Genomic DNA, 21,195 nt, shown 5'->3' with positions numbered 1-21,195 from the left:
GGGTGATGCAGTGTGGATTCGTGCGCAGATTGACTTCTTAATCTATCTTCAGTAAATCGATATGAAAAACTCTGTGAATCTGAGTTGCCGTTACATCAACGCTTTGAAGCAGTTGCCGCAGTTTCATTACTCTTCAGATATCGATGGGATGCTAACCCACATGTACACGGGGGTGCGTGTGTTCCCTACCGGGAAATTAGAGGATTCTGATGACGATAGTGGATTTTTGCAATTGGTGTTTTCTGACGGTCACTCGATCGAAGTTCATGGATTTGCTTATCTAGATGGCATGGCAAAGGAGGCAGCAGAGATTGAGGTAGCAACAATGCCAGATGATTTGGGTATTCCTGCTCGGAAACTGAGTCAGGTAGAGCTGCGTACAGCAGACTTGGTGCGACACCTTCGCGGCAAGCATGGATTGGAAAGTGAATAGACCAGCACTTCCTAGATAGCTCCCTACTTCACAAAATTGCATCTTCGATTTTTGTGAATGACTGCTGTATAGCAAAGAGCAGCCTTTCCTGCAGCGAGCTTGAAGGACCGTAATCGCTGCAAAACGGAAACTGGCCAATGTGAGCGGCTGGGGAGAGCACTGCAGTTGCACCTTTGAAAGCCTCCGATTCAGCACCAGCCCTGCCAAGCAACTACTAGGCATATTTCGTGTGTCAATTACACATCCTTGAGTAATGCCAGCGCTTGCTCAGCCACGACCGAATGTGCCTGGGCCAACATAGCGGTACCGGCATCCTGCAAGATTTGCTGCTGAGCCAGCTTGGCTGTTTCCACCGCATAGTCAGCATCCACAATGCGGCTACGCGATGCCGCCATGTTTTCTGCAGCGATGTCGATATTGGCAATGACTGATTCAAAGCGCGACTGCACCGCCCCCATGTCAGCACGAGCACTGGTCACTTGCCTTAAGGCTGCGTCGTAGATGATCAGGGCTTGCCTGGCGTGTTCCGCCGTATCCAAGCGAGCATCTGTCAGCTTGAACTTTTGCACTGTCCTCTGCATGGATGGAAATGGCCCAGTGGGATCGCCGTCCAAGTCGTAATCCCCTCCATCCATAGCGAAGGAGTCTTCGGACATCATCGCCAAATTGCCCTGCACTTGAATGTCGTGGGCACCTGCGCCTAGGACGCCCGCACCATTGGCACCTGGCACTGTCATACCATTGGTCCACGCATTGGCTGCACCTAGGTTGTTACGAATGAACATGCTTACGCCTGGTGCTGAATCGTTGAGTACCCGGATTGTTTCCCCTGCGTCATTCGCCAGGCGCACGTCATCCACGTAAGGCCCATCTTCCGCTCGGACGCCGGTTTGACCACTGACCGCGTTAATCGCCTGCTTGATGCTGGCGATATCAGGGTTGGCATGATCCCAGGTAAAAGAAACCGACTGCGCCTTGGACAAGTCATCGCCTGCGATCAGCTTCACCGTGACAGCCACAGACGGTGTTGAGGGTGGAAGTGACTTGTTGAATGAAAGCACGGCACTGGTGCTGGCTTGAGTGTAAATTTTGGGATCAAACCCGGCATCGTTGATCTTCTGCGCAATCGAAGCCATGCTTTCATTGCGCTCAATAGCAATTGGCTTGTCGCGCAGCACCAAATCACCAGCGGGCACCATTTCGTCGTTACCTCGGGCAATCGCATAGCTGTTGGTGGTGGGGCTTTGCTGCAGCGGCCAGCCATACGCACCAAGGTTCGGCGCTTGCAGTGAAGGCAAGTTCACGCCGATCACTTCACCGGCATTGGCTCCCACCTGAAAGCTTTGCGCCATAAAGCTGCCGTCAATGAGCTTTTGCCCATTGAAGCTGCTGGTGCTGGCGATGCGAGAAAACTCCTGCAGCAACTGCGCACGTTCACTGTCCAAAGCTTGGCGGTCGCTGCTGGAATTGGTTCCGTTGGCCGCTTGAACCGCCAGTTCACAACTGCGTTGCAAAATGTCTGTGAGCTTTTGCATCGCACCTTCGGCCACCTGGGACAGAGAAATTCCGTCGTTGGCGTTGCGGCTGGCTACGGCCATCCCCCGCACCTGGGTGTTCATGCGCTCGCTGATGGCCAAGCCTGCAGCATCGTCCTTGGCGCTGTTGACACGCAGGCCCGAAGACAGGCGCTGCATGGTAGTAGTCAAGCTCAGCTGCGAAGCGCTCAGATGCCGCTGCGCAGTCAGCGATGGCAAGTTCGTGTTGATCGTGGGCATGTCGAGCTACTTGGCTGAGGCGGTATGGCGAACTGTCATTCCAGCTCCTGCATCAAGGTACGGCGTCGGCTGTTTCCGGCCATGAGCAAATGCAGACATTCATCGCGCTTGAGCTTGTCGGTGAAAGTGATATGGCGAGAGCCAAACTCACCGTGCAGCAACACCCGTTTGCCTGCTTGGCGCGTGATGCGTTCAATGCTGGCCAGCGGCACAGAATCCATCGATGTCATTTGCTTGATCATTGGTATCACCATCAAGCGATCCACGATGTCCAAGCTTTCCGTATTGGGTGGAAAGAACACCAGCCCTTGGTCATAGTCAACGATGACGCCCAAGAAGGCGTAAGCCTGGGCCTTGCCTGCCCAGTTCAACAAGAACACGCCCAAAGGCAGTGTCACAACCAGCGACAGGGGCGTGAGCCAATACAGCCACACGCCCACCATGTAGCAGGCCAGACCAAAGAAGCCGCTGGCAGCCAGCTCAGCGCCTTGTGCCCCAATGTCGAACACGCGCCTGGCATTGGCACCGGCCAAGTAGTGCTTTTTGAGCTTGGAAAAGTGATACAGCGAAAAGGCCAGTGTTGCCAGGATGGCTGGTATGCAATACAGCAGCGCTGCGTTCTGATCGTCCTCTTTTTTGGTCGTAGCCATGCTTCCCTCGATGGATTGTTCTGATAAGCCAATTTGCGCGCTTTGCTGGTTTGAGCATCAACCAGCAAAACTACGTAACTCGTAGTATCGAGAATAAAGCATAACTACGAATCTCGTAGCCTTTTGAAGGTGCGAGATGTCCGACGCGGATGAACAATGGGGCGCGAGGCTCAAGCAGGCCCGCTTGGCTGCGGGGCTGTCGCAAAAGATGCTGGGTATTGAAGCGGGAATTGATGCGTTCGTGGCCAGCACGCGCATCAATCGCTATGAGCTTGGCATCCACAAGCCAGACTTGCTGACTGTGCGCAAGTTGGCTCAGGTGCTGAAGGTGCCTGTGGCGTTTTTCTACGCCGACACGGACGATGAAATTGCCGAGCTGTTGTTCAGGTACGGAAATGCTGATGAAGAAGTTCGCCTGAGGATTCAAGCGCTCCTTGCTGAGCAGCCTCCGCGAGACATGTAGTCGCTAGGTTTGCGCTAAGCACGGGCTATACCACCTCGCCGACGTTGGCTGCACTGCAGTCATTGGCCGGATAGGCTTGATGGACTGCTACGGGTCGGCAGCACCAGTTCGCAGCTTAGAAGAACTGTCGTTCAAGTTGTCTGGCGCACTACGATGCAGCCAGCTTTCGGTTTGAGGTCCTCAGCGGACGTCTTGTCAGATAGCAGATCAACGTCTGGTATCGGCGGCAGCGGTCACCGGCTTGCCAAATCTCAGTAGCGGCAACCAGCCTGAACTGAATCGCCCAGGATTTTGTAGACAGTCAAGAGCCTCCTATTTCCTGTCCAATAGGAGCCAGTATGAGCAGTCAACGTTACCCCGAAGAATTCAAGACCGAGGCGGTCAAACAAATCCTTGACCACGGCCACAGCGTGGCCGATGTCTCCAACCGCCTGGGCGTAAGCACCCACAGCCTGTACAAATGGGTGCGTGAACGCCAAATGCTACTGGCAGCACGCACCCAGCAACTGAGCCAAAGCGATGAACTGCGCAGCCTGAAGGCCGAGCTCAAACGGGTCACCGAGGAGCGTGACATCCTAAAAAAAGCGGCGGCGTACTTCGCGCGGCAGTCCCGCTGAAGTACGCATTCATCGCTCAGCACCAAGCTCTGTACAGCGTGCGAGGCATGTGCCGTGTTTTGCGGCTGCACCCCAGCGGGTACTACGCCTGGAAGACGCAACCGCAAAGTGCCCGTGCCCAGGACGACCGCAGGTTACTGGGTTTGCTCAAACACGCCTGGCTGGAAAGCGGTGGGGTGTACGGTTACCGCAAACTCACCCTGGACATGCGTGACCTGGGCGAGCGGTGCAGCAAACACCGGGTGGCCAAGCTGCTCAAGCAAGAAGGCTTGCAGGCTCAGCGGGGTTACCGCAGACGTCCCAGCCCCCGAGGCGGTCACCCAATCTGTTCTTTGGCACCACGATTGCCGTGAACATTCTGGTGCTGTCCAAGAGCAAGACCGACACCACCACCCAGTTCATTGATGCCAGCGGTCTGTTCAAGAAAGAGACCAACAACAACGTGCTGCTGGATGAACACATCGAGCAGATCATGGCCGTGTTTGACAGCAAGGCCCATGTGGATCACTTTGCCCAGTCTGTGCCTTTTGAGAAGGTGGCAGGCAATGACTACAACCTGTCGGTCAGCAGCTATGTCGAGGCTGAGGCTGAGCAGCAGCGTGAAGCACAGGCATTGATTGACGAAGAAAAGCTCAATACTTATGCTGCCAAGCGCTACATCACCAACTCCCTGAAGCGCGAATTTGCCAGCGACAGCGGAACCGAGTTGAATAGCGTGCTGCCCAAGATGAGCCCGCTGAACCCTCAATATCTGACCAAGAAGCAGACGGTGTTTCAAAAGATAGCTGCGTTTGTGGAGAAGTTCAAGGGTGTGGGTGGGCAGGTTTGAATCTGCCCTTTTCTCGCCGGAAAATCCATAGACTGCAAGAATGACAGCAAGGAGGTTGGGATCGCACGTAGGGCTGTTTGACCCCCATCCTGCAGCGTGACCTGATTGGGTCAAGGCCGAGTTGTCATGCAGGCAGTTTGGCTGCAAGCAGTTCGACCTTCTCGATATTGGGCGGAGAACTGAGCAAGGTCGCTGCGTTGGCCATCAAGGCCGCGGCGATCTGGCCGTTCAGATGTGCCTGGCGACCTGCCTCATCAGCAAAGGCATCGAACACACCAAACGTCGAAGGGCCAAACTTCAATGCGAACCAGGCCGTGGTGCCGGACTCGGCGTTGGCGAGCGGCAGTGCGCTGGCCAGGAAGTCGGCAAGCGCAGCCTCCTGGCCGGGTTTAGCTTCGAGGCGAACAAACAGGGCGAGCTTGGTCATGCTGTATTCCTTTGGGTAAATGGAAAAGTGGGTGAAGGGATCGAAGAGACTGCAGTCTAAGTCTTCATGACAGACTTCTCTATAGGCAATAATGACAACATTGATATCATTGTTGCCATGAAACTCCACCTCCTTGTTTGTGATGGCGTGTTTGATCTGGGGCTTGCGGCGCTCACTGACACAGTGGGCTTAGCCAATGCGATGGCGGGATCGCTGCCACAGGCTCCCGCGCACATAGAGCTCACGCTGGTGGGTGTGCGGCGTCGCATCCGAACAGCGCAAGGCTTGACGGTGCCCGTGGTCACTGCGCGTGGTGTGCCCGAACCAGACGTCGTGCTCGTGCCAGCGTTTGGCGACAAGATGCCTGACACGCTCTCGGCTCGACTCACACGCCCCGATGTGCCCGATGCGGTCGCCGCGCTTCAGCAGTGGTCCACCTCTGGCGCGCACCTTGGTGCCGCTTGCTCCGGTAGTTTCTTGCTTGCAGAGAGTGGCCTGCTTGATGGGCATCGTGCGACGACATCATGGTGGCTGGGGCCGATGTTTCGGCAGCGCTATCCGAACGTCGCGCTGGACGAGTCACGCATGATCGTGAACTCGACACGCTTCACCACCGCGGGTGCCGCTTTGGCCCACGTCGACTTGGCCTTGCGCATCATCCGAGGGCGCAGTCCGGCGCTAGCGGCCCTGGTGGCACGCTATCTGCTGGTCGAGACACGCAGTTCGCAAGCCGAGTTCGTGATTCCCGACCACCTTGCGCATGCCGACCCGATGGTAGAGCGCTTCGAGTGCTGGGCCAGAAGTCGGCTCGCGCAGGGGTTCTCGCTGGCCGAGGCGGCCAGCGCCGTGGGCACAAGCGAGCGCACCTTGGCGCGGCGGCTGCAAAGCGTTTTGGGCAAGACACCACTGTCGTATTTCCAGGACTTGCGCGTGGAGCATGCCGTCCATCTCTTGCGCACAAGCAACGCCAGCGTCGACCAGGTCGCCGCACAGGTCGGGTACTCGGATGGAGTGACGCTGCGGGCCCTGTTGCGCCGCAAGCTGGGCAGGGGTGTCAGGGAGTTGCGACGTGGTGGATGACCAAAGGCGTTTGGTGCATGTACGGCTGGAGACCGCCGCGAAACTGTCGGAAGCAAAGGCTTACCCACTTGTGTCTACTACATCGTGCGTTGGGTGCAAAAGCACCAGCCGTGCCAAAGCAGTCTTCAGTGACCTTTCAAAGGTCTGAGTATTGGGAATACTGTTAGCTTTACCACTGTTTTCTGTTCACTAATCTGGGTTTTCATTCGCATGCTATTCAATCCACTTCAAGTAGGTTCTCTCACCCTGCCCAACCGCATCCTTCTGGCACCACTGACACGCGCCCGTGCCGACGCTGGCCACATGCCCAACGCGCTGATGGCCGAGTACTACAGCCAGCGAGCCACCGGCGGCCTGCTGATTTCCGAATGCACCATGGTGGCGCCCGGTACATCGGCCTTCGTCAATGAGCCTGGCATCTACAACGACGCGCAGATTGCAGCCTGGAGGCAGGTGACCGACGCGGTGCACGCCAAGGGCGGACGCATCTTCATGCAGATCTGGCACGCTGGCCGCGCAGCCTACCCTGGCGCTGCCGATGGCGCCCCCATTGTCTCCAGCAGCGCCACCGCTATTGAGGGTGAGATCCACACGCCCCAAGGCAAGGTGCCGCACGCGGTGCCCCGCCCCCTGACCGCCGAAGAGATTCCCGGCATCGTGGCTGCGTTTGCTCAAGGCGCACGCAACGCCATTGCCGCCGGCTTTGATGGTGTGGAAGTACACGGCGCCAACGGCTACCTGATTGACCAGTTTCTGCGCGACACGCCCAACCAGCGCACCGATGCTTACGGCGGATCGCTGGAAAACCGTGCACGTTTGCTGTTCGAGGTACTCACTGCCGTGACCCAGGCGATCGGTTCCGAACGTGTGGGTCTGCGCCTGTCGCCCCTCAACAGCTTCAACAGCATGAAAGACAGCGACCCGCTGGCCCTCATCGGCTTCCTGGCCGATAGGCTCAATGCCTTCAAGCTAGCCTACCTGCACGTGATGCGCGCCGATTTCTTCGGCGTGCAGAAGGCCGATGTCATGCCCGTAGCGCGTGAAAAGTACAAGGGTGTGTTGGTGGGCAATATGGGTTACAGCGCTGATGAGGCAGAGGCAGCTATTGCCGAAGGTAAGCTTGACGCTGTGGCCTTTGGCACCGCCTTCTTGGCTAACCCGGACCTGCCCGCACGCATCAGGGCCAAGGCACCGCTGAACGCGCCTGACTCCAACACGTTCTACGCAGGTGGCGCCAAGGGCTATACAGATTACCCGACACTGCAGGTCGCGTAAATCACCGCCCCAGAAGACCGAAGAAACGAGCCACTTTATACCCAAGGCTCTGCTCTTCGATCTTGCGAAGCTGTGAATCGATGGCGTCTACCGAGTGTTGTGCGCCATCACGATCTTTAATTGATAAGTTGCCTCGGTTTGCTTCGCCGCCCGCCGAACTCGTACATCGTCTCCGGCTCAGGTAGCGCCGAGGCCGCGCTATCCTCCCATATCGAGTTCAGTCAGGTTCGTAAATTCCTGGTCGCAATCTACGGCAGCAGCCGCTCGAGACACCGCTGTAATTCTGCGCACCGCCAGTGTCAGCTGCCCTTGGCTTGGTAAAACTGCGGGCAATCGGATAACGGTTATCTGTAAGACGCCCTGAGGTGACGGTTAGGCCGCGAACGGCAGCCCGCCGCTACTTACCGGCGGCTCAAGATGCAAGCGTGATCTTCTGCTGTGCGTCGAGAACTGAGGTGCTAGCTGCTGCCGATATAAGGACTAGCGCAAGAAGAGGTCCGAGCCCAAAAGCAAAAAGCCTTGGCAACCAAAGTGTAGGGCATCAAGTTTCTGCGGCTCGAATACTTGATGCATCCATCGTTATTTTTTACCGATCCCCAGAAGTTCTCAACTTCAGATCAGGCGCCAGGTTGCAACTCCACGCGCACCTCCCTTGGCTTACCGGCCCGCTCAACTGACAAGACAACCACATCCCCCACCTTTTGGTCGTCAAGCCGTGCGAGCAGCTTGGCGACATCGTCGACGGGAGCGCCACCTATGCCTGTGATACGGTCTCCCGGCACGATGCCTTCGGGGCCAACGGTGATACCGCTCAGGCCCGCCTTTTGCGCCGCTGAGCCAGGGGCGACACGGAGCACGAACACGCCTTGGGTACTGGTCAGTGCCTGCAATCGGCGGTTGAGCTGCTCGTCTACCTCGATCCCAAGCGCCGGGCGGATGTATTTTCCTGTCTTGATGAGTTGTGGCACCACACGCATGACCGTGTCCACCGGTACGGCGAAGCCAATCCCAGCCGATGCACCGGAAGGGCTGTAGATCGCTGTGTTGATGCCAATCAGGCGGCCGGCGGAATCGAGCAACGGCCCACCCGAGTTGCCGGGGTTGATAGCGGCATCGGTTTGAATCAGGTGTTCGATGGTCACTCCGCCGGATTCTCCGGGCAGCGATCGATCTAGCGCGGACACGATGCCGTTGGTGAGTGTCCAATCCAGGCCGAAGGGGTTGCCGATGGCGAACACCTTTTGTCCCACCTTGAGGTCTGCGCTGGTGCCGACCGGAACGGCGGGCGGGCGCTGGAAGCCGACGCCGATTTTGAGCACCGCGATATCGTGGGCCGGACTCACGCCGACCAGCGCGGCTTGGTAATCGCGGCCGTCGGCCAGTTTGACCGTGGCATCCGACGCCCCCTGAATCACATGAAAGTTGGTAACAACATGACCGGCGTCATCCCAGATAAAACCCGAACCCGTGCCGCGCGGCACAGAAAAGACGTTGCGCGTCCAGACATCTCGTACCAGTTGGGACGTCGTGATGTAGACCACCGACGTCCGGGATTTCTCGAACAGCTCGATGGTGGCCTGTTCGTCAGCGGCCAGATCGCCACGCGGCGTGACGGTGCGCTCAGCGGCTTGGCGCGGGCTGAACCAGGCTTCGATGGCGGGCAGGAACTGCCAGAACAGCATGAGTGCTGCAACGCACGCAGTGATGACGAGCCACCGCCGGACGAAATGATCCGGAGCTGGGCGTTGTGGGTAAGGACCGGGGGAAGACATGACGGAGGCTCCTTCGAGTGATTTAGCGCCAAAGGCCGCTCAGGCCCCGGCATGGTGGGCACATCGGGGCGAACGACCTTGGCACGAGATAATCCGTTTGGAACGGCAGGGTCTGCGATGGCTGAGGCGCCAGCTCCATCAGGCGCGCGATACGAGCCTCTGCCGCCGTATGCGTGCGCAGCCAAGACGGCTCGGGATTTCCCCAGCCGGGCAGACCATCCGTGAGGGCAATGGAGGCAAGGCGCCTGGAGCCGGTGGCAAAGGCATTGACATTGACGATGCCGCTGGGCACGTAGTGCGGCACCGGCGTGGCGGACAAACCGGCACGGGCGGACAGTTCGCGCAACATGGCCCAAATCTCGGGCGCTTCTTGCGGGTGCAAGGCCCGTACGCGGTACAGGCGCAAGCTCAGCGCTGACACGGCTACCGGTTCCAGCAGCAACGCACCTGCAACGGCAAACAGCGCGAGCCACAGGCCGCCTTCCCCAAACGACAGTCTCCCTGCTGCGGCTGCGATCCCGACCAGGGTCAGGACCAACAGCCCGGTCTGCAGGCGGTTGAGCCAGCGGTGTTGCAACAGCGCCGTGCGCGGATCACTGGGATGATGACGGGTCATGCTCAGAGGTCTCGGCGGCGCGGTCGCCGCGCTTGCGCAGCAGCCAGTAGGTCGCACCCAGAGCCAGCGTGGCGCCTGCCAGCGCGGCTATCTTTGCGGGGCTCGCCTCGGGGTCAAGGATCACGAACTTGCGCGCCAGCGCGATCAGACCGATGAGGATCACGGTCTTGACCTGGATGATGCTGTCCCGACGCAGCGCCACGCGCACGATGGAATGCTTGAACTCCATCGCGATCAAGAGCGTCATGATCATGCCGAACACACTTTGGAATACCTTGTGATCCAGGGGATTGAAGGCATCGAGGACCAGCAGCGTGAAGACGATGGCGATGAGCTGGAACAGCGACACCACGATGATGACGGCAATTACCGCCGACAGAACGAGGGCGACGACCTGCTCGAAGCGCTCGTAAACCGTCATCAACCGCCACTGGGAGCGCATCTCGTCAAGGGCCGTGTGGTCAGATTCCTTATGCATAAGCGTTGCTCTCTCTTTCAATGAAACGTTAATGGAACGGGGAGTCCGAGAAGACGACTCGATTACACCTGGATTGCCGAGGCAATTGCGAAGCCACCCAGCGCATAGTGTCCTGCGCGCCCGTGGCGCCGCCGATGGGTGGATCAGCCTCTTGCACGTCAACCCTTTGTCCCATGCATGGCATCAATCCGGCTTCTGGTCTGGCGGCAGCAATCCCAGCAGATCCGCCTGCAAATGTTGCAACTTGTCGATGCCAGCCCTCAATGCCTCGACACGGCCGGCATTTTTCATTTCACTCAGGGTGTGCGCTAACTGCTGGATGCTCTGATGCAGGACATCGACCTGATCATCAGGATCCTTGCCGAAGAACGTAGGGCGGCCACTTTGATCCCGCCAGTATTGGAGTGCTTCGGGTTGAGGCGGCACTTGGGTCTTACCTGACAGATAGTCGATCATCTGGGAAATCCAGACCCGGTGGTCGACGTATGTGAACGGCACGGGCAGCGCGGAGCGACTGTCAGGTTTGAATCCCTTCCAGGATAAGGGTACCTGCCAGGTGTGTAGCCATTGCTCGAATTCATGCGCCGGCATCGGATGCCCGATGGCATAACCCTGGCCCCACTCGCATCCCATACGCAGCAGCATTTCACCATGCTGAATGGATTCGACTCCCTCCGCTATGCAGTTCCTGCCAAACGACCTTGCCAGTGCCAGTAGCGCATCCAGGATGGCGATATCGTCCGGATCCTCGAGCATGTCGCGTATAAAACCTTGGTCGATCTTGAGCAGGTGCGCGGGCAGGCGCTTCAGATAGGTCAGCGATGAATAGCCGCTGCCGAAATCGTCGAGGGCAAAACGCAATCCCATCCGCTCGCACAGCGTCATCAACTGAGACACTTGAACGAAGTCCTCCACGGCGCTGGTTTCGAGGATTTCCAGTTCAAGGTCTTGCGGCTGGGCGCCGGGATGTCGTGACAGCATACCCCGTAGATGCATGATGAAGTCCGGTTGCAGCAAGTGCCGCGCACCGATATTCACGCTGATCGGGACATGAAGGCCGGCCTTGCGCCAAACTTCGATCTGGGTCAGCGCAGCCTCGATGGTCCATTTCCCCACGTCAATCCCGAGCGGATGGTTCTCAATGATGGGTATGAAGGAGGCAGGAGATAACAAGCCACGCGTCGGATGTTGCCAGCGGATCAAGGCTTCGGCGCCCAGCACCTCACCGGTGCGCATGTTGACCTTAGGTTGGAAATAAAGCAGAAACTGCCCATTGACAAGTGCATTCTCTATGCTGTCAAATCCTTCGTGACGGGTGCGCAGCGTACGATCCTTCTCCGTATCGAAAACGTGATATCGATTCTTGCCGGCTTGCTTGGCACGATACATAGCCTGATCTGCCTGCCGCAGCAGTTGGTCGGCGTCGATATCTTCGCCTTGCGGGTAGTAGCTCACACCGATACTCGCGCTCACCTCGCACAGTGCGTCACCAATCGGTACGGGCTGTGCAGCCACCTGGATCAAGCGATCGAGAATCGGTACGCTGATGGAAATATCCGGCAGGTCGACCAGAATAGCGACAAACTCATCGCCACCAAGACGGGCCAAGGTATCGTCTTCGCGCAACACCTGCGTCATACGCCTGGACAGGACGGAAAGCAATTTGTCGCCGACTCCGTGGCCGTGCTGGTCGTTGACCTTCTTGAATCCATCCAGATCGATGAAGACAACCGCCAGGTGCATGCCACGCCGACGTGTCTGACGAATGGCCTGCTTAAGGCGGTCTCCAAGCAATAGTCGATTGGGCAAGCCGGTGAGCAGGTCGTAATGAGCAACGCGTTCAAGCTGTTGCTGGTTCTCCTTCAGCGCTGTGATGTCGGAAAACATGGCTGCGTAATGCTCGATATTGCCCCGCATATCCGGGACTGCACTGATCGTCAGCAGCGCGGCAAACTGACTGCCGTTCTTGCGTCGGCACCAGAGCTCTCCGTGCCAATAGTCGTGCTCACGCAGAGCCTGCCAAACGGTCTGATAGAACTCATCGTCATAGCGATCGGACTCGAGCAGACGAGGTGTCTGCCCCATTACTTCCTCCCGCGCATAACCAGTGATCACGGAAAACGCCAGATTGACGTTGACAATGTGGCCTTGAGCGTCCGTAACGAGGATGCCCTCTCCTGCGTGCTCAAAAACTTTAGCCGCAAGGCGAAGCTCTTCCGCGGATCTTCTGCGTGAGGTGACATCATGGATATAGCCGTGCCAGAGGATGCTCCCATCAGGCATGGCTTCAGGCGATGCCTCGCCTTCGACCCAGATCACCCGACCGTCTGGAAACTGCACTCGGTACTCGTCATGCCAAAGCGCGAGTGACTGCCCCGACGCCTGTATGGTTTCATGCACACGGTCGCGGTCTTCAGGATGTAGCGCAGCGAACGCAGGAGTGGCATCTTCAACAACATCCTCCGGTGCAACCCCGTATATTTCCTGTATTCTCGTGCTGGCATAAGGGAAGTGCGAGCTGCCGTCCGGACGAAGACGGTATTGGTAAAGCATACCGGGAACGTGGCTGGCCAACTCTTCTCGCTGTCGGCGCATAGAGTTCAGCGCCTGCTCGACCCTCTTGAGATCGGTGATGTCCTCTACCGTCCCGTCTGCCGCTCTGGGCCGACCAGAGGTGTCGCCCTTGAATGTTGCCCGCAGGTGTATCCAGCGAACCTGCCCTCCGCTGACGATGCGATACCGCAGATCAAGGGACTTTCCGCACATGGCAGCATCCCATGCCCTATCGAAGAGGGGGCGGTCTTCAGGGTGAATGCACTGCAGGAATCGCTCGAAGGCTATTGGCGCACCAACATCCAGGCCGAGCACGCGGCAGGCTTCATCGGAGCAAGTGAGGAGTTGCGAGCCAAGATCGAGACGCCAACTGCCCAAATGGGCATTCTGGTTAATCTGGCCACAGTATCGTGCTGAGATTTGAGGATTCTCATTCAAAGATGACGCTCCTTATTGGTGCGGTGCGGAGTATTGCGGCAAGGCCGAGACGCATGACTACCAGCTATACCTGGCCGTTAATGACATTAAACACACCAAGACCAAAGCCCCCCAGACCAATAGCATCTGCAAACGATTCCACAAGACCATCTTGCAGGAGTTCTACCAAGTGGCATTGCGGCGCAAGATCTACCGATCCATCGACAAATTGCAGGTGGATCTAGATGACTGGATCGACTACTACAGCGGCCAGCGCACACATCAGGGCAAAATGTGCTGCGGCAGGCCGCCTATGCAAACGCTGATCGAAGCAAAAGAGGTGTGCGACGAAGGTACAAGCACTGAACTAATCTGACAACTGACCCGATCGAAACGGGAACAACTGTCAGATCAGATCGCAACTTCTACATCATATTTGCCCGCTCGACGGTTTCTTCTTGCGCCCCGTCTTGCCCGTATCGCTTTGCGGCTCCTCGGCGGTCTTGGCTTCGTTAGGTTTCTCCGTTCCGACCTCGGCCTCGGCCTCCGGCTGCTCCTTGCGCTCGAAGCTCAGGCGCTCAGCTTTCTCGTCCCAGCGTGCATTGGCATGATCGTCCTTGCCGATGCCGCCACCGAGCATTTCCCTCGCCAGCGCGGTTTCCAACTCGCTGCGAATCAATCGCTTGAGCTCACGCGCCCCAAACTCGGGTTTGTAACCTTCTTGGGCAAAGTGGTCGATGAGCGTCTGGTCGTAAGTCAGTGTGACCCCTTGGCTGGCCGCGTTACGCGCCACGCGCTCGAGCTGCAGGCTGACGATATGGCGAATCTCCTCCTTGCCCAGGGAGTGGAATACGATGATCTCATCGATGCGATTGAGAAACTCGGGGCGGAAGTGCCCGCGCAACACGTCCATCACTTCGGCCTTGGTCTTTTCGTACTCCTCATCTGCGGCACCGCGAGCCTTCAAGCGCCGCTGGATGATGTCCGAGCCGAGGTTGGACGTGGCGATGATGATGGTGTTGGTGAAGTCCACCACCCGTCCCTTGCCATCGGTAAGGCGCCCATCGTCGAAGACCTGCAACAGAATGTTGTAGACATCGGGATGTGCTTTCTCGATCTCATCAAGCAGCAACACACTGTACGGTTTGCGACGTACTTTTTCCGTGAGTTGTCCGCCTTCGTCATAACCGACATAGCCCGGAGGTGCGCCTACCAAACGTGCGACGGTATGGCGTTCGCCGTACTCAGACATGTCGATGCGCAAGAGCGCCCCCTCATCGCCGTAGATGGCTTCAGCCAAAGCCTTGGCGAGTTCGGTCTTACCCACGCCGGTCGGGCCGAGGAACAGGAACGTAGCCACCGGCTTGCTGCCTTCGCGCAGCCCCGCCCGTGACAGTCGTACCGCGTCGGCCACCGCCCGCACGGCCTCGTCTTGCCCCACCAAACGCTCGTGTAGCCGTTGCTCCAGGTGCAGCAGCTTTTCGCGCTCCTCTACCGTCAGTTCGTTGACCGGGATGCCAGTTAGACGCGACACGATCTGCGCTACGTGCTGGGCCTTGACCTCGGCACTGCCCGAAGCACGCTCACGCTCCCAGTCTTCGACGAGTTTCTTGAGTTCGGCTTCCTTGACCTCGATGCGCTTGCCAAGTTCAGCAGCCTTGTCATACTGCTTGCGCGATGCCAGATAGTCTTGCTCGCGGCGTAATTGGTGCAGTTCGGATTCAAGCTCCTGCACCGCCACCGGGCGCGCCGTGGCCGACAGCTTCACGCGCGCGGCGGCCTGATCCAACAAGTCGATGGCTTTGTCGGGGAGAAAGCGTGCTGTGATATACCGGTCAGAGAGCTCAGCCGCAGCAATGATCGCGTCCTCCGTAATGCTGACCTTGTGGTGCGCTTCAAAGGTGTCGCGCAGACCACGAAGGATCATCATGGTCTGTGCTACCGTCGGCTCGGGCACCATCACCGGCTGGAAGCGACGCTCCAGCGCGGCATCCTTTTCAATGTACTTTTGGTACTCGTTGAGCGTGGTGGCACCGATCAGGTTGAGTTCGCCGCGCGCCATCATCGGCTTGAAGACGTTGGCCACGTCGAGCCCGCCTTCGCCACCACCCTGGCCAGCACCAACGATGGTGTGCACCTCGTCGATAAACAAGATGAGCTCGCCCTGGTGCTCGGTCACTTCCTTGAGCACCTTCTGTACACGCTCCTCGAACTCACCCCGGTACTTGGCCCCCGCGACCATCGCGTTAATATTCAGCTCCACCAAGCGCTTGTCGCGTAATGTCTCGGGTACTTCGCCAGCTACCATGCGCTGCGCCAGTCCCTCGACGATGGCTGTCTTGCCCACCCCCGGCTCGCCGATCAGTACCGGATTGTTCTTCTTGCGCCGGGCCAGCACCTCGATGGTGGTCTCAATCTCCTGTGCGCGGCCGATGACCGGATCGAGCTTGCCGTCGCGCGCCATTTTGGTGAGGTCTCGCGAGTACTTGTCGAGCTCAGGTGTGTTGGTCGGCGTCTCAGCGCGACCGTCCTCGGCCCCCTTGCCGACCACCTTGCTCACCTGTTGACGCAGCGCCTGCGGCGTGAGGCCATATCGGCGCAGCAGGTTGGCGGCCAAACCTTCGCCTTCCTCTGCCAAGCCGATCAGGAAGTGTTCCGGGCCGACATACGAGTGACCCAGTTCGTTGGATGCCACGAAAGCACGACTCAGTGCATCCTTGACGCGCGGCGACACGCCAATTTCGCCCTCGAACGGCTTGTCACCGCGTTTGGCTTCGGATTCGATCTGTCGCGTGAGATCATCGACCTTGATCTTGAACTGACCGAGGATGGTCTTGATTACGTCGCTGTGGTTCAGTGCCAAAAGCAGGTGCTCAGTATCCACTTCCGGACGACCGAACTCGGCCGCATACTTGGCGGCTTCCTGAAGCAACTCCTCTGATTGCTCGCTGATGCGGCTAGCGAGTCCGCTGCCTCGACGGCGCGGTGCACCTGAACCCGCCGAAGCCGGTTCGCCAAAGGAGGCATCGACCACATCATCGGCATCGGCAGCAACAGTCGCCGACTCGTCACCAATACGGAAAAAGTCGCTACCCAGAAAGTCCTCAAACAGACCGCTGCGCGCGCCAAACAAGGCTTCCAGCGGAGAAACGGTGCGCTTCTGCTGGCGCACGAGTTGACGGTAATGATCGTCACAGAGCAGCATGGTGCTGTGGCGACCATTGAGATTGGCTTCCACCCGCACCGTGGCGGGCTGACCGCAGACTTGGCATTGTTTTCTGGCCATGCTGACACTCCTTAACTTAGATAGGCAGCGAGGCACCGTATGGCACAGTGCCGCGCCGGTCGTTTGATCAGTTTCGATGTGAAAGAGTTGGTTGAGGGCGTCAGTTATTGACCGGGATTGAACGCCCCTGTTTTGGTGCACTGACCTCACGCTTGTCCATGGTGATCGTGAGCACTCCGTTCTTAAAATTGGCTTTGATCGAATCCTGGTTGGCATCATCTGGCAGATTCAGGGCGCGCTGGAAACTGCCATAGGAGCGTTCGATGCGGTGAAAGCCACTCTCTTTCTTTTCCTGCTCCTGACGCTTCTCACCACGCACTACCAGTACGTCGTTGTCGAGGGTAATCTGGATATCCTTCTCCTCAACACCGGGAAGTTCCAAAGCGATCTTGTACTGTTTATCGGCTTCCTGGATGTCCAGAGCCGGCATTAGCATGCCCGACCAGTCGGCTGGTAAGCGCTGCACTGCTAGTGCAGGAAATCCGCCGCCCCGAAATGCATTGTCGAACAGACGGTCAATTTCGCGATGCAACTGCAAAATCGGACTGACCGCACCAGCTGTCACCAGCCGATCATTGCGCTGCACGGGCAGAGCGGAAGAGGCTGTTTGCTGCTCCTCCTGCTCCTTTTTGAACCAGTTCCAGGGTGCCAACTTCTTGAAGTCAATATCCATATCACACCTCCACATAGAGAAGATTCGGTCATTTCGTTAGCCTGCTGCGACGAACATCGCGCAGTTGCGACAAGACCTGATCGGCTGATTTCTGCTTTTCACATTTGCGCATCACCTCCTTCTTCTTTGTGCTGACTTGCATCTGATCGGCAATCCACTGATCAATCTCACCTCTCCGAAATCGCCATACACCACCCACTTTGAACGCGCGGATCTACCCTTTCGCGGCGAGTCCATACAGTGTTCGATTAGCGAGCATCAAATACGGGGAGCACTCCAGGCTTTCATCGCACCTTCTCCATGCTCCTTCATCTATACAAACGATTGGGAGTTCTTGCAGATCTTTGCAAAGTATGTGCTAGACAGAAACGTTGTCAAGGCGCACTAGACACATAGACGTGTCCACCCTCATGTCGATCATGGCTGCCTATGGATGGGCTACCTCCGGTTTCAAAAACACCTTGTTAAGACCGAGTTTGCCCTTGCTTCCAATCGATCATTTCAAGCGGCCGTAGTCCAAACCGAACGGCGTTCCCTGCATGCAAGCCAGCTAGTTCCTTGAGTACGAGTTGTGTGAAGTGCTCGCGGTCTTCAGGCTGCACACTTCCAGGCAGCATGGCTTGGACGCTGGCCTCATTCACGGGCAGGCCGCCGCGAACAACAGCTGCAATCACTTCGCCAAGCACCTGCCGATAGCGCAGTCGCAAGATGTCGGGTGGCACCAAGCTTTGCTGCACAGCCACGTACTGCTGGCATGAGCGCTCATAGGCCCACACAAAGACATCCCGCAGCAGGTCCACCTGATTGAGTTCGTACACACCGATCATGGCGTCCACATAGGCTTGCCGCGGCACATCAATGAATGACAGCGGGCACAGGTTGTGGCGAATGAACGGAATGTTGGCAGCCAGGCGCGACACCCGCTTGTTCACATCCTCGAAAGGCTGCAAGTAAGGCAAGTGCACCATCAAAAAGAATGCCTGCTCGAAGGGATCTTCGATTTCAGCGGCCATGCCCACCACGATGCCGAACAGCTCTTCCAGGCGTTGAGGCAACGCCACTGGCAGGTAGACGCTGCCGCCAATTTCAACTGCACGGCTGCGAATACGACCACACATGGCAGGGTCAGGCATCAAGCCATCGGAAAGCAACGCATGCAAGGCCACGATGGTGTCTTGTGACACCAAGGCTTGCTCGGGCGAATGCACCAGAAATTCGATGGCCTGCTTGTGGTTCAGGATCATCTGCGTCTCAAACGCATCCTTACCCTCTGCCACCTGGCCAAACTCAATCAGCCGTGCTGTATCCAAACGACTGTAGGTATTGCCTTCCAGCTGTGACGAAGCCCAAGAAAGGTCGATCAGCAAGCGGTTAAGAATGTCCTTGGCAAATGTACCTGCTGGTGTTTGCTCGGCAGGTGAGCGCCCCAGTGCATGTAGCTGCTCACGCAGCTTCAAAGGCAGGTACGCGGTGTGGTTGGGGTGATACTGTTCTAAAAATTCTGTGCGATAGACCACGGGCTTGCGCAGGTGCCGGGGCTGACGCACATACGCTTTGATGGCTTCGCCTTCAGCGCTGACAGGAACATATGGCTCGATCGCAGCCTCTGTGCCTGAAGAACCTACGCCACCTGCGCTTTCATCTTCCAGAACAGGAAAGTAGCGCACGGCCCGCGCTTGCCCCTGCACCCTAATGCGCCCTTGTTCAACCAATAAGGCCAATCGGCGCTGAAGGCTACGGCGTTGCAAGGCCAACCCAGACTCATGCCGCACCTCTTCGGCGCTCACCCCTTCTGGGTGACGCTCAATGACGCTGGCCAACAAGTCGAGCTCTTGCTTTGGTTTGACGCTATTCATGACGCGAATTATGACGCAATACTATGAATTGCGCCAATCAATTGACGCAATAAGAGAACGTTGTGACAACTGCTAGGCGCTGCCCTGGTGGGCACTCTGAACCAACAGACCCCACTTTTCCCCGTAGGTTTTAAAGCCTAGGCCACGCTCAAACAGCTGGCGAATAGTTGTGAATGCAGCCGCTTGCTGCACTGGGCTCCGAGTCAGCTCGATGTCCAAGCCTGTTGCCGTTTTGACCTTCTTGCGGGCATCACGATAGGCATCCTTGGAAACACCACGGCTAAAGGCTAGAACATCACCCAAAAGCCAAAGCCGAAGCTTGTTTTGCATGACTGGGGAGAGCCGATTGATGCCGTTGACGTCAGGCAGCACACCCTCAGCTTGCTTCAACTTGAGCAGCCAAGGCAACAGCTGCTTTTTGGCTACGCCTTCATCCCACGCCATTGGTGAAGTCAAACCGAGGCGTGCCAATTCTTTGCCACGCAGCGTCAGTTCAAAGCGCACCAAACGATCAGCAACTTCCGTCAAGTATTCGCACCCATGCACATGAGCAGGAATTGCACGCCCCTTCTTCTTCAACTCGATACCCTTGCGGTACCACTTGAAGGTTCGGCGTTTCGAGCCCTGCCCAATGTAGCCCGTTTCTAAGCCATACAAGCTCACATCACCAGCGTTGCTGACGATGTATTCACGCAGGGCAATCATCAAGGCTTGGGCATGCTCCGATGATCCGCAATCAACATGTACCGCCACATCAACACGCGTGAGGGCGTAGTCACCGCGACCAATAGCTGCACGCTCCTCCGGTGATGGAAGAAAGCCCAAAAGCTTGAATGCCTTCTTGATAGCAGCAAGAGCTCCAGCGTGCAGGTCCAAGTGACCTACGATGTTTTGCCCTGTTAGAAATTTGGGTACGCTGAACTCCAGCAACAACGCCTGGCAGTTTTCTTGGCTGAACATTTGAACGCACGCACCAGTAAGTGGGCATTTGATAAGGAACTTGTAGCCATCCTGCTTGACGTTGGCATTGTTCAGCGCAAGTTCTTGCAAGGGTGGGTGCTTCACCCGCACCTTGACTTTGACCGTATCAATCAACAATGAGTAAAACGGCTTCCATGCCTTGGTTTTAGCCTTGGCTTTGCTTTCAGCTTTGGCTTTGGCTTTGGCTTTGGAGTCCAAGGACAAGTCCAAGTCAAAGGCCAAACCTACGTGGGAGCTTGAATTCAAATTGAAATCTACTCCCACCAGGCTTGGAACACGCTTGAACTCGGGAAGTGAAGCACTACAAATATTTGCCAGCAAACGTTCACGCAAAGTCAACTTTGTTGTGCTGCGTGCTAAGTTATTGAAATTCATTGGGAATATCCAGGGGCTTGAGCAGGCTGATGTCATGTATTACAGCCCGTCATGAATTGAGTGATGCTTGCTGCCACACTGTCATGCTTAGTGCTTGTGACGTTGTGACGTTGTGACAACGTGACAGCAGGAACTAGCTATCCAGCGCGATCAGGTGAAACGAATTCGACCGAGCACTGCATAAAAACGCTTGCGCTCTGATTCGCCGTTCATGCTTGGAACGCGCTTCTGATGCTGATAGCCAGCAACCTTGGTGCATTTCAGAAACCCCGCAGCCAAAAGGGCGCGTGCAGCGGCTTCTGTGCCAAATTTCTGGCCAACAAGCTGTTCAAAAACTGAAGGAAGGAACAGATACTCCGCATCCTCACCGTGACCGACGCGATACCCATAGATGCGTGAATGATCAGGTGAATGGAACTGTGCGAGAGGAGGAAACTTGCTCGCGTTCTGGTCAATACAGGCACGTACAGTTGCCACGACTTGCTCGGCAACGCTGTGGCTGCCATGAACGTTGCGCTTCAAATGCTCCTCCAGCACCAGGCGAACGGAAGCAACGAGGGTTTTGCGATCAATGTCCAGCAGATTGAACTTTTTAGCCAGCATCCCTGCACAACACCATGACCCTGCCTCGTTTCCACG

General features: G+C 57.1%; 16 protein-coding genes and 4 pseudogenes. 7 read left to right on the top strand and 13 right to left on the bottom strand.

Annotation, left to right across the window (positions count from 1 at the left end):
* Positions 1 to 61: 61 nt before the first annotated feature.
* A complete protein-coding gene (locus tag KDK82_RS32340; RefSeq protein WP_143343528.1) occupies positions 62 to 433 on the top strand; it encodes a hypothetical protein in 372 nt (123 codons plus the stop codon).
* A gap of 236 nt (positions 434 to 669) precedes the next feature.
* Here the strand turns inward: KDK82_RS32340 and KDK82_RS29190 are convergent, their stop codons facing one another.
* Both KDK82_RS29190 and KDK82_RS29185 read right to left on the bottom strand, forming a co-directional pair.
* Positions 670 to 2,208, bottom strand: coding sequence for a flagellin (locus tag KDK82_RS29190; protein WP_088166934.1), 1,539 nt, complete (start codon positions 2,206 to 2,208; stop codon positions 670 to 672).
* A 35-nt stretch (positions 2,209 to 2,243) separates the two neighbouring features.
* A complete protein-coding gene (locus tag KDK82_RS29185) occupies positions 2,244 to 2,858 on the bottom strand; it encodes a hypothetical protein (protein ID WP_088166933.1) in 615 nt (204 codons plus the stop codon).
* 136 nt (positions 2,859 to 2,994) lie between these two features.
* On the opposite strand from KDK82_RS29185, the gene KDK82_RS29180 reads away from it, so the two are divergent.
* The 3 genes and pseudogenes from KDK82_RS29180 to KDK82_RS29165 all read left to right on the top strand — a co-directional run.
* The gene (locus KDK82_RS29180; RefSeq protein ID WP_034383156.1) at positions 2,995 to 3,321 is read left to right on the top strand and encodes a helix-turn-helix domain-containing protein; all 327 of its coding nucleotides are present in this window, start codon (positions 2,995 to 2,997) and stop codon (positions 3,319 to 3,321) included.
* Positions 3,322 to 3,659: 338 nt separating this feature from the next.
* Positions 3,660 to 4,240, top strand: a pseudogene (locus KDK82_RS33310) (transposase); the annotation flags it as partial.
* A gap of 14 nt (positions 4,241 to 4,254) precedes the next feature.
* Positions 4,255 to 4,767: pseudogene (locus KDK82_RS29165) on the top strand (N-6 DNA methylase); the annotation flags it as partial.
* A 124-nt stretch (positions 4,768 to 4,891) separates the two neighbouring features.
* On the opposite strand, the gene KDK82_RS29160 reads toward KDK82_RS29165, so the two are convergent.
* A complete protein-coding gene (locus tag KDK82_RS29160; protein ID WP_007182542.1) occupies positions 4,892 to 5,194 on the bottom strand; it encodes a putative quinol monooxygenase in 303 nt (100 codons plus the stop codon).
* A 117-nt stretch (positions 5,195 to 5,311) separates the two neighbouring features.
* Here KDK82_RS29160 and KDK82_RS29155 point away from each other — a divergent pair, with 117 nt between their 5' ends.
* Positions 5,312 to 6,274, top strand: a complete 963-nt coding sequence (locus tag KDK82_RS29155; RefSeq protein ID WP_088167001.1) for a GlxA family transcriptional regulator — start codon at positions 5,312 to 5,314, stop codon at positions 6,272 to 6,274.
* 210 nt (positions 6,275 to 6,484) lie between these two features.
* On the top strand, positions 6,485 to 7,549 hold the full coding sequence (locus KDK82_RS29150; RefSeq protein ID WP_088166932.1) for an alkene reductase: 1,065 nt from the start codon (positions 6,485 to 6,487) through the stop codon (positions 7,547 to 7,549).
* 617 nt (positions 7,550 to 8,166) lie between these two features.
* Here KDK82_RS29150 and KDK82_RS29145 read toward each other — a convergent pair.
* The 4 genes from KDK82_RS29145 to KDK82_RS29130 form a co-directional block, all read right to left on the bottom strand.
* Positions 8,167 to 9,321 (bottom strand): S1C family serine protease, encoded by a 1,155-nt coding sequence (locus KDK82_RS29145; protein ID WP_088166931.1) that lies wholly within the window; start codon positions 9,319 to 9,321, stop codon positions 8,167 to 8,169.
* A 22-nt stretch (positions 9,322 to 9,343) separates the two neighbouring features.
* A complete protein-coding gene (locus tag KDK82_RS29140; protein ID WP_088166930.1) occupies positions 9,344 to 9,937 on the bottom strand; it encodes a hypothetical protein in 594 nt (197 codons plus the stop codon).
* On the bottom strand, positions 9,915 to 10,415 hold the full coding sequence (gene psiE-GI, locus KDK82_RS29135; RefSeq protein ID WP_088166929.1) for a heat resistance protein PsiE-GI: 501 nt from the start codon (positions 10,413 to 10,415) through the stop codon (positions 9,915 to 9,917). The genes KDK82_RS29140 and psiE-GI overlap by 23 nt, the downstream gene beginning before the upstream one ends.
* Positions 10,416 to 10,598: 183 nt before the next feature.
* Entirely contained in the window at positions 10,599 to 13,406 is a 2,808-nt protein-coding gene (locus KDK82_RS29130) for an EAL domain-containing protein (protein ID WP_088166928.1), read from the bottom strand.
* 22 nt (positions 13,407 to 13,428) lie between these two features.
* Between KDK82_RS29130 and KDK82_RS29125 the strand changes: the two are divergent.
* A pseudogene (locus KDK82_RS29125) lies at positions 13,429 to 13,761 on the top strand (integrase core domain-containing protein); the annotation flags it as partial.
* Positions 13,762 to 13,815: 54 nt separating this feature from the next.
* On the opposite strand, the gene clpK reads toward KDK82_RS29125, so the two are convergent.
* From clpK to KDK82_RS32335, 6 genes and pseudogenes are all read right to left on the bottom strand, one after another.
* The gene (gene clpK, locus KDK82_RS29120; RefSeq protein ID WP_003052325.1) at positions 13,816 to 16,671 is read right to left on the bottom strand and encodes a heat shock survival AAA family ATPase ClpK; all 2,856 of its coding nucleotides are present in this window, start codon (positions 16,669 to 16,671) and stop codon (positions 13,816 to 13,818) included.
* Positions 16,672 to 16,771: 100 nt separating this feature from the next.
* A complete protein-coding gene (locus tag KDK82_RS29115) occupies positions 16,772 to 17,344 on the bottom strand; it encodes an Hsp20/alpha crystallin family protein (protein WP_003052321.1) in 573 nt (190 codons plus the stop codon).
* A 28-nt stretch (positions 17,345 to 17,372) separates the two neighbouring features.
* A pseudogene (locus KDK82_RS33500) lies at positions 17,373 to 17,603 on the bottom strand (helix-turn-helix domain-containing protein).
* Positions 17,604 to 17,808: 205 nt separating this feature from the next.
* Positions 17,809 to 19,200 (bottom strand): Fic family protein, encoded by a 1,392-nt coding sequence (locus tag KDK82_RS29105; protein WP_088166927.1) that lies wholly within the window; start codon positions 19,198 to 19,200, stop codon positions 17,809 to 17,811.
* Between the two features lie 72 nt (positions 19,201 to 19,272).
* Positions 19,273 to 20,556, bottom strand: a complete 1,284-nt coding sequence (locus KDK82_RS29100) for a phage/plasmid replication protein, II/X family (RefSeq protein WP_179217993.1) — start codon at positions 20,554 to 20,556, stop codon at positions 19,273 to 19,275.
* A 150-nt stretch (positions 20,557 to 20,706) separates the two neighbouring features.
* Positions 20,707 to 21,195, bottom strand: a 489-nt coding sequence (locus KDK82_RS32335; RefSeq protein ID WP_218827100.1) for a hypothetical protein, incomplete at its 5' end; no start/stop codon positions are given.

It is taken from the genome of Delftia sp. K82, from assembly GCF_002193035.1.
Taxonomy (GTDB): domain Bacteria; phylum Pseudomonadota; class Gammaproteobacteria; order Burkholderiales; family Burkholderiaceae_C; genus Comamonas; species Comamonas acidovorans.
This window is presented reverse-complemented; position numbering and strand designations above follow the sequence as displayed.

Excerpts from the sequence above, each read along its gene's own strand:
- KDK82_RS29185 (WP_088166933.1), bottom strand. The coding sequence starts at position 2,858 with ATGGCTACGACCAAAAAAGAGGACGATCAGAACGCAGCGCTGCTGTAT.
- KDK82_RS32340 (WP_143343528.1), top strand. The coding sequence starts at position 62 with ATGAAAAACTCTGTGAATCTGAGTTGCCGTTACATCAACGCTTTGAAG.
- KDK82_RS29100 (WP_179217993.1), bottom strand. The coding sequence starts at position 20,556 with ATGAATTTCAATAACTTAGCACGCAGCACAACAAAGTTGACTTTGCGT.
- KDK82_RS29115 (WP_003052321.1), bottom strand. The coding sequence starts at position 17,344 with ATGGATATTGACTTCAAGAAGTTGGCACCCTGGAACTGGTTCAAAAAG.
- KDK82_RS29160 (WP_007182542.1), bottom strand. The coding sequence starts at position 5,194 with ATGACCAAGCTCGCCCTGTTTGTTCGCCTCGAAGCTAAACCCGGCCAG.
- KDK82_RS29140 (WP_088166930.1), bottom strand. The coding sequence starts at position 9,937 with ATGACCCGTCATCATCCCAGTGATCCGCGCACGGCGCTGTTGCAACAC.
- KDK82_RS29150 (WP_088166932.1), top strand. The coding sequence starts at position 6,485 with ATGCTATTCAATCCACTTCAAGTAGGTTCTCTCACCCTGCCCAACCGC.
- KDK82_RS29105 (WP_088166927.1), bottom strand. The coding sequence starts at position 19,200 with ATGAATAGCGTCAAACCAAAGCAAGAGCTCGACTTGTTGGCCAGCGTC.
- clpK (WP_003052325.1), bottom strand. The coding sequence starts at position 16,671 with ATGGCCAGAAAACAATGCCAAGTCTGCGGTCAGCCCGCCACGGTGCGG.
- KDK82_RS29155 (WP_088167001.1), top strand. The coding sequence starts at position 5,312 with ATGAAACTCCACCTCCTTGTTTGTGATGGCGTGTTTGATCTGGGGCTT.
- KDK82_RS29190 (WP_088166934.1), bottom strand. The coding sequence starts at position 2,208 with ATGCCCACGATCAACACGAACTTGCCATCGCTGACTGCGCAGCGGCAT.
- KDK82_RS29145 (WP_088166931.1), bottom strand. The coding sequence starts at position 9,321 with ATGTCTTCCCCCGGTCCTTACCCACAACGCCCAGCTCCGGATCATTTC.
- KDK82_RS29180 (WP_034383156.1), top strand. The coding sequence starts at position 2,995 with ATGTCCGACGCGGATGAACAATGGGGCGCGAGGCTCAAGCAGGCCCGC.
- psiE-GI (WP_088166929.1), bottom strand. The coding sequence starts at position 10,415 with ATGCATAAGGAATCTGACCACACGGCCCTTGACGAGATGCGCTCCCAG.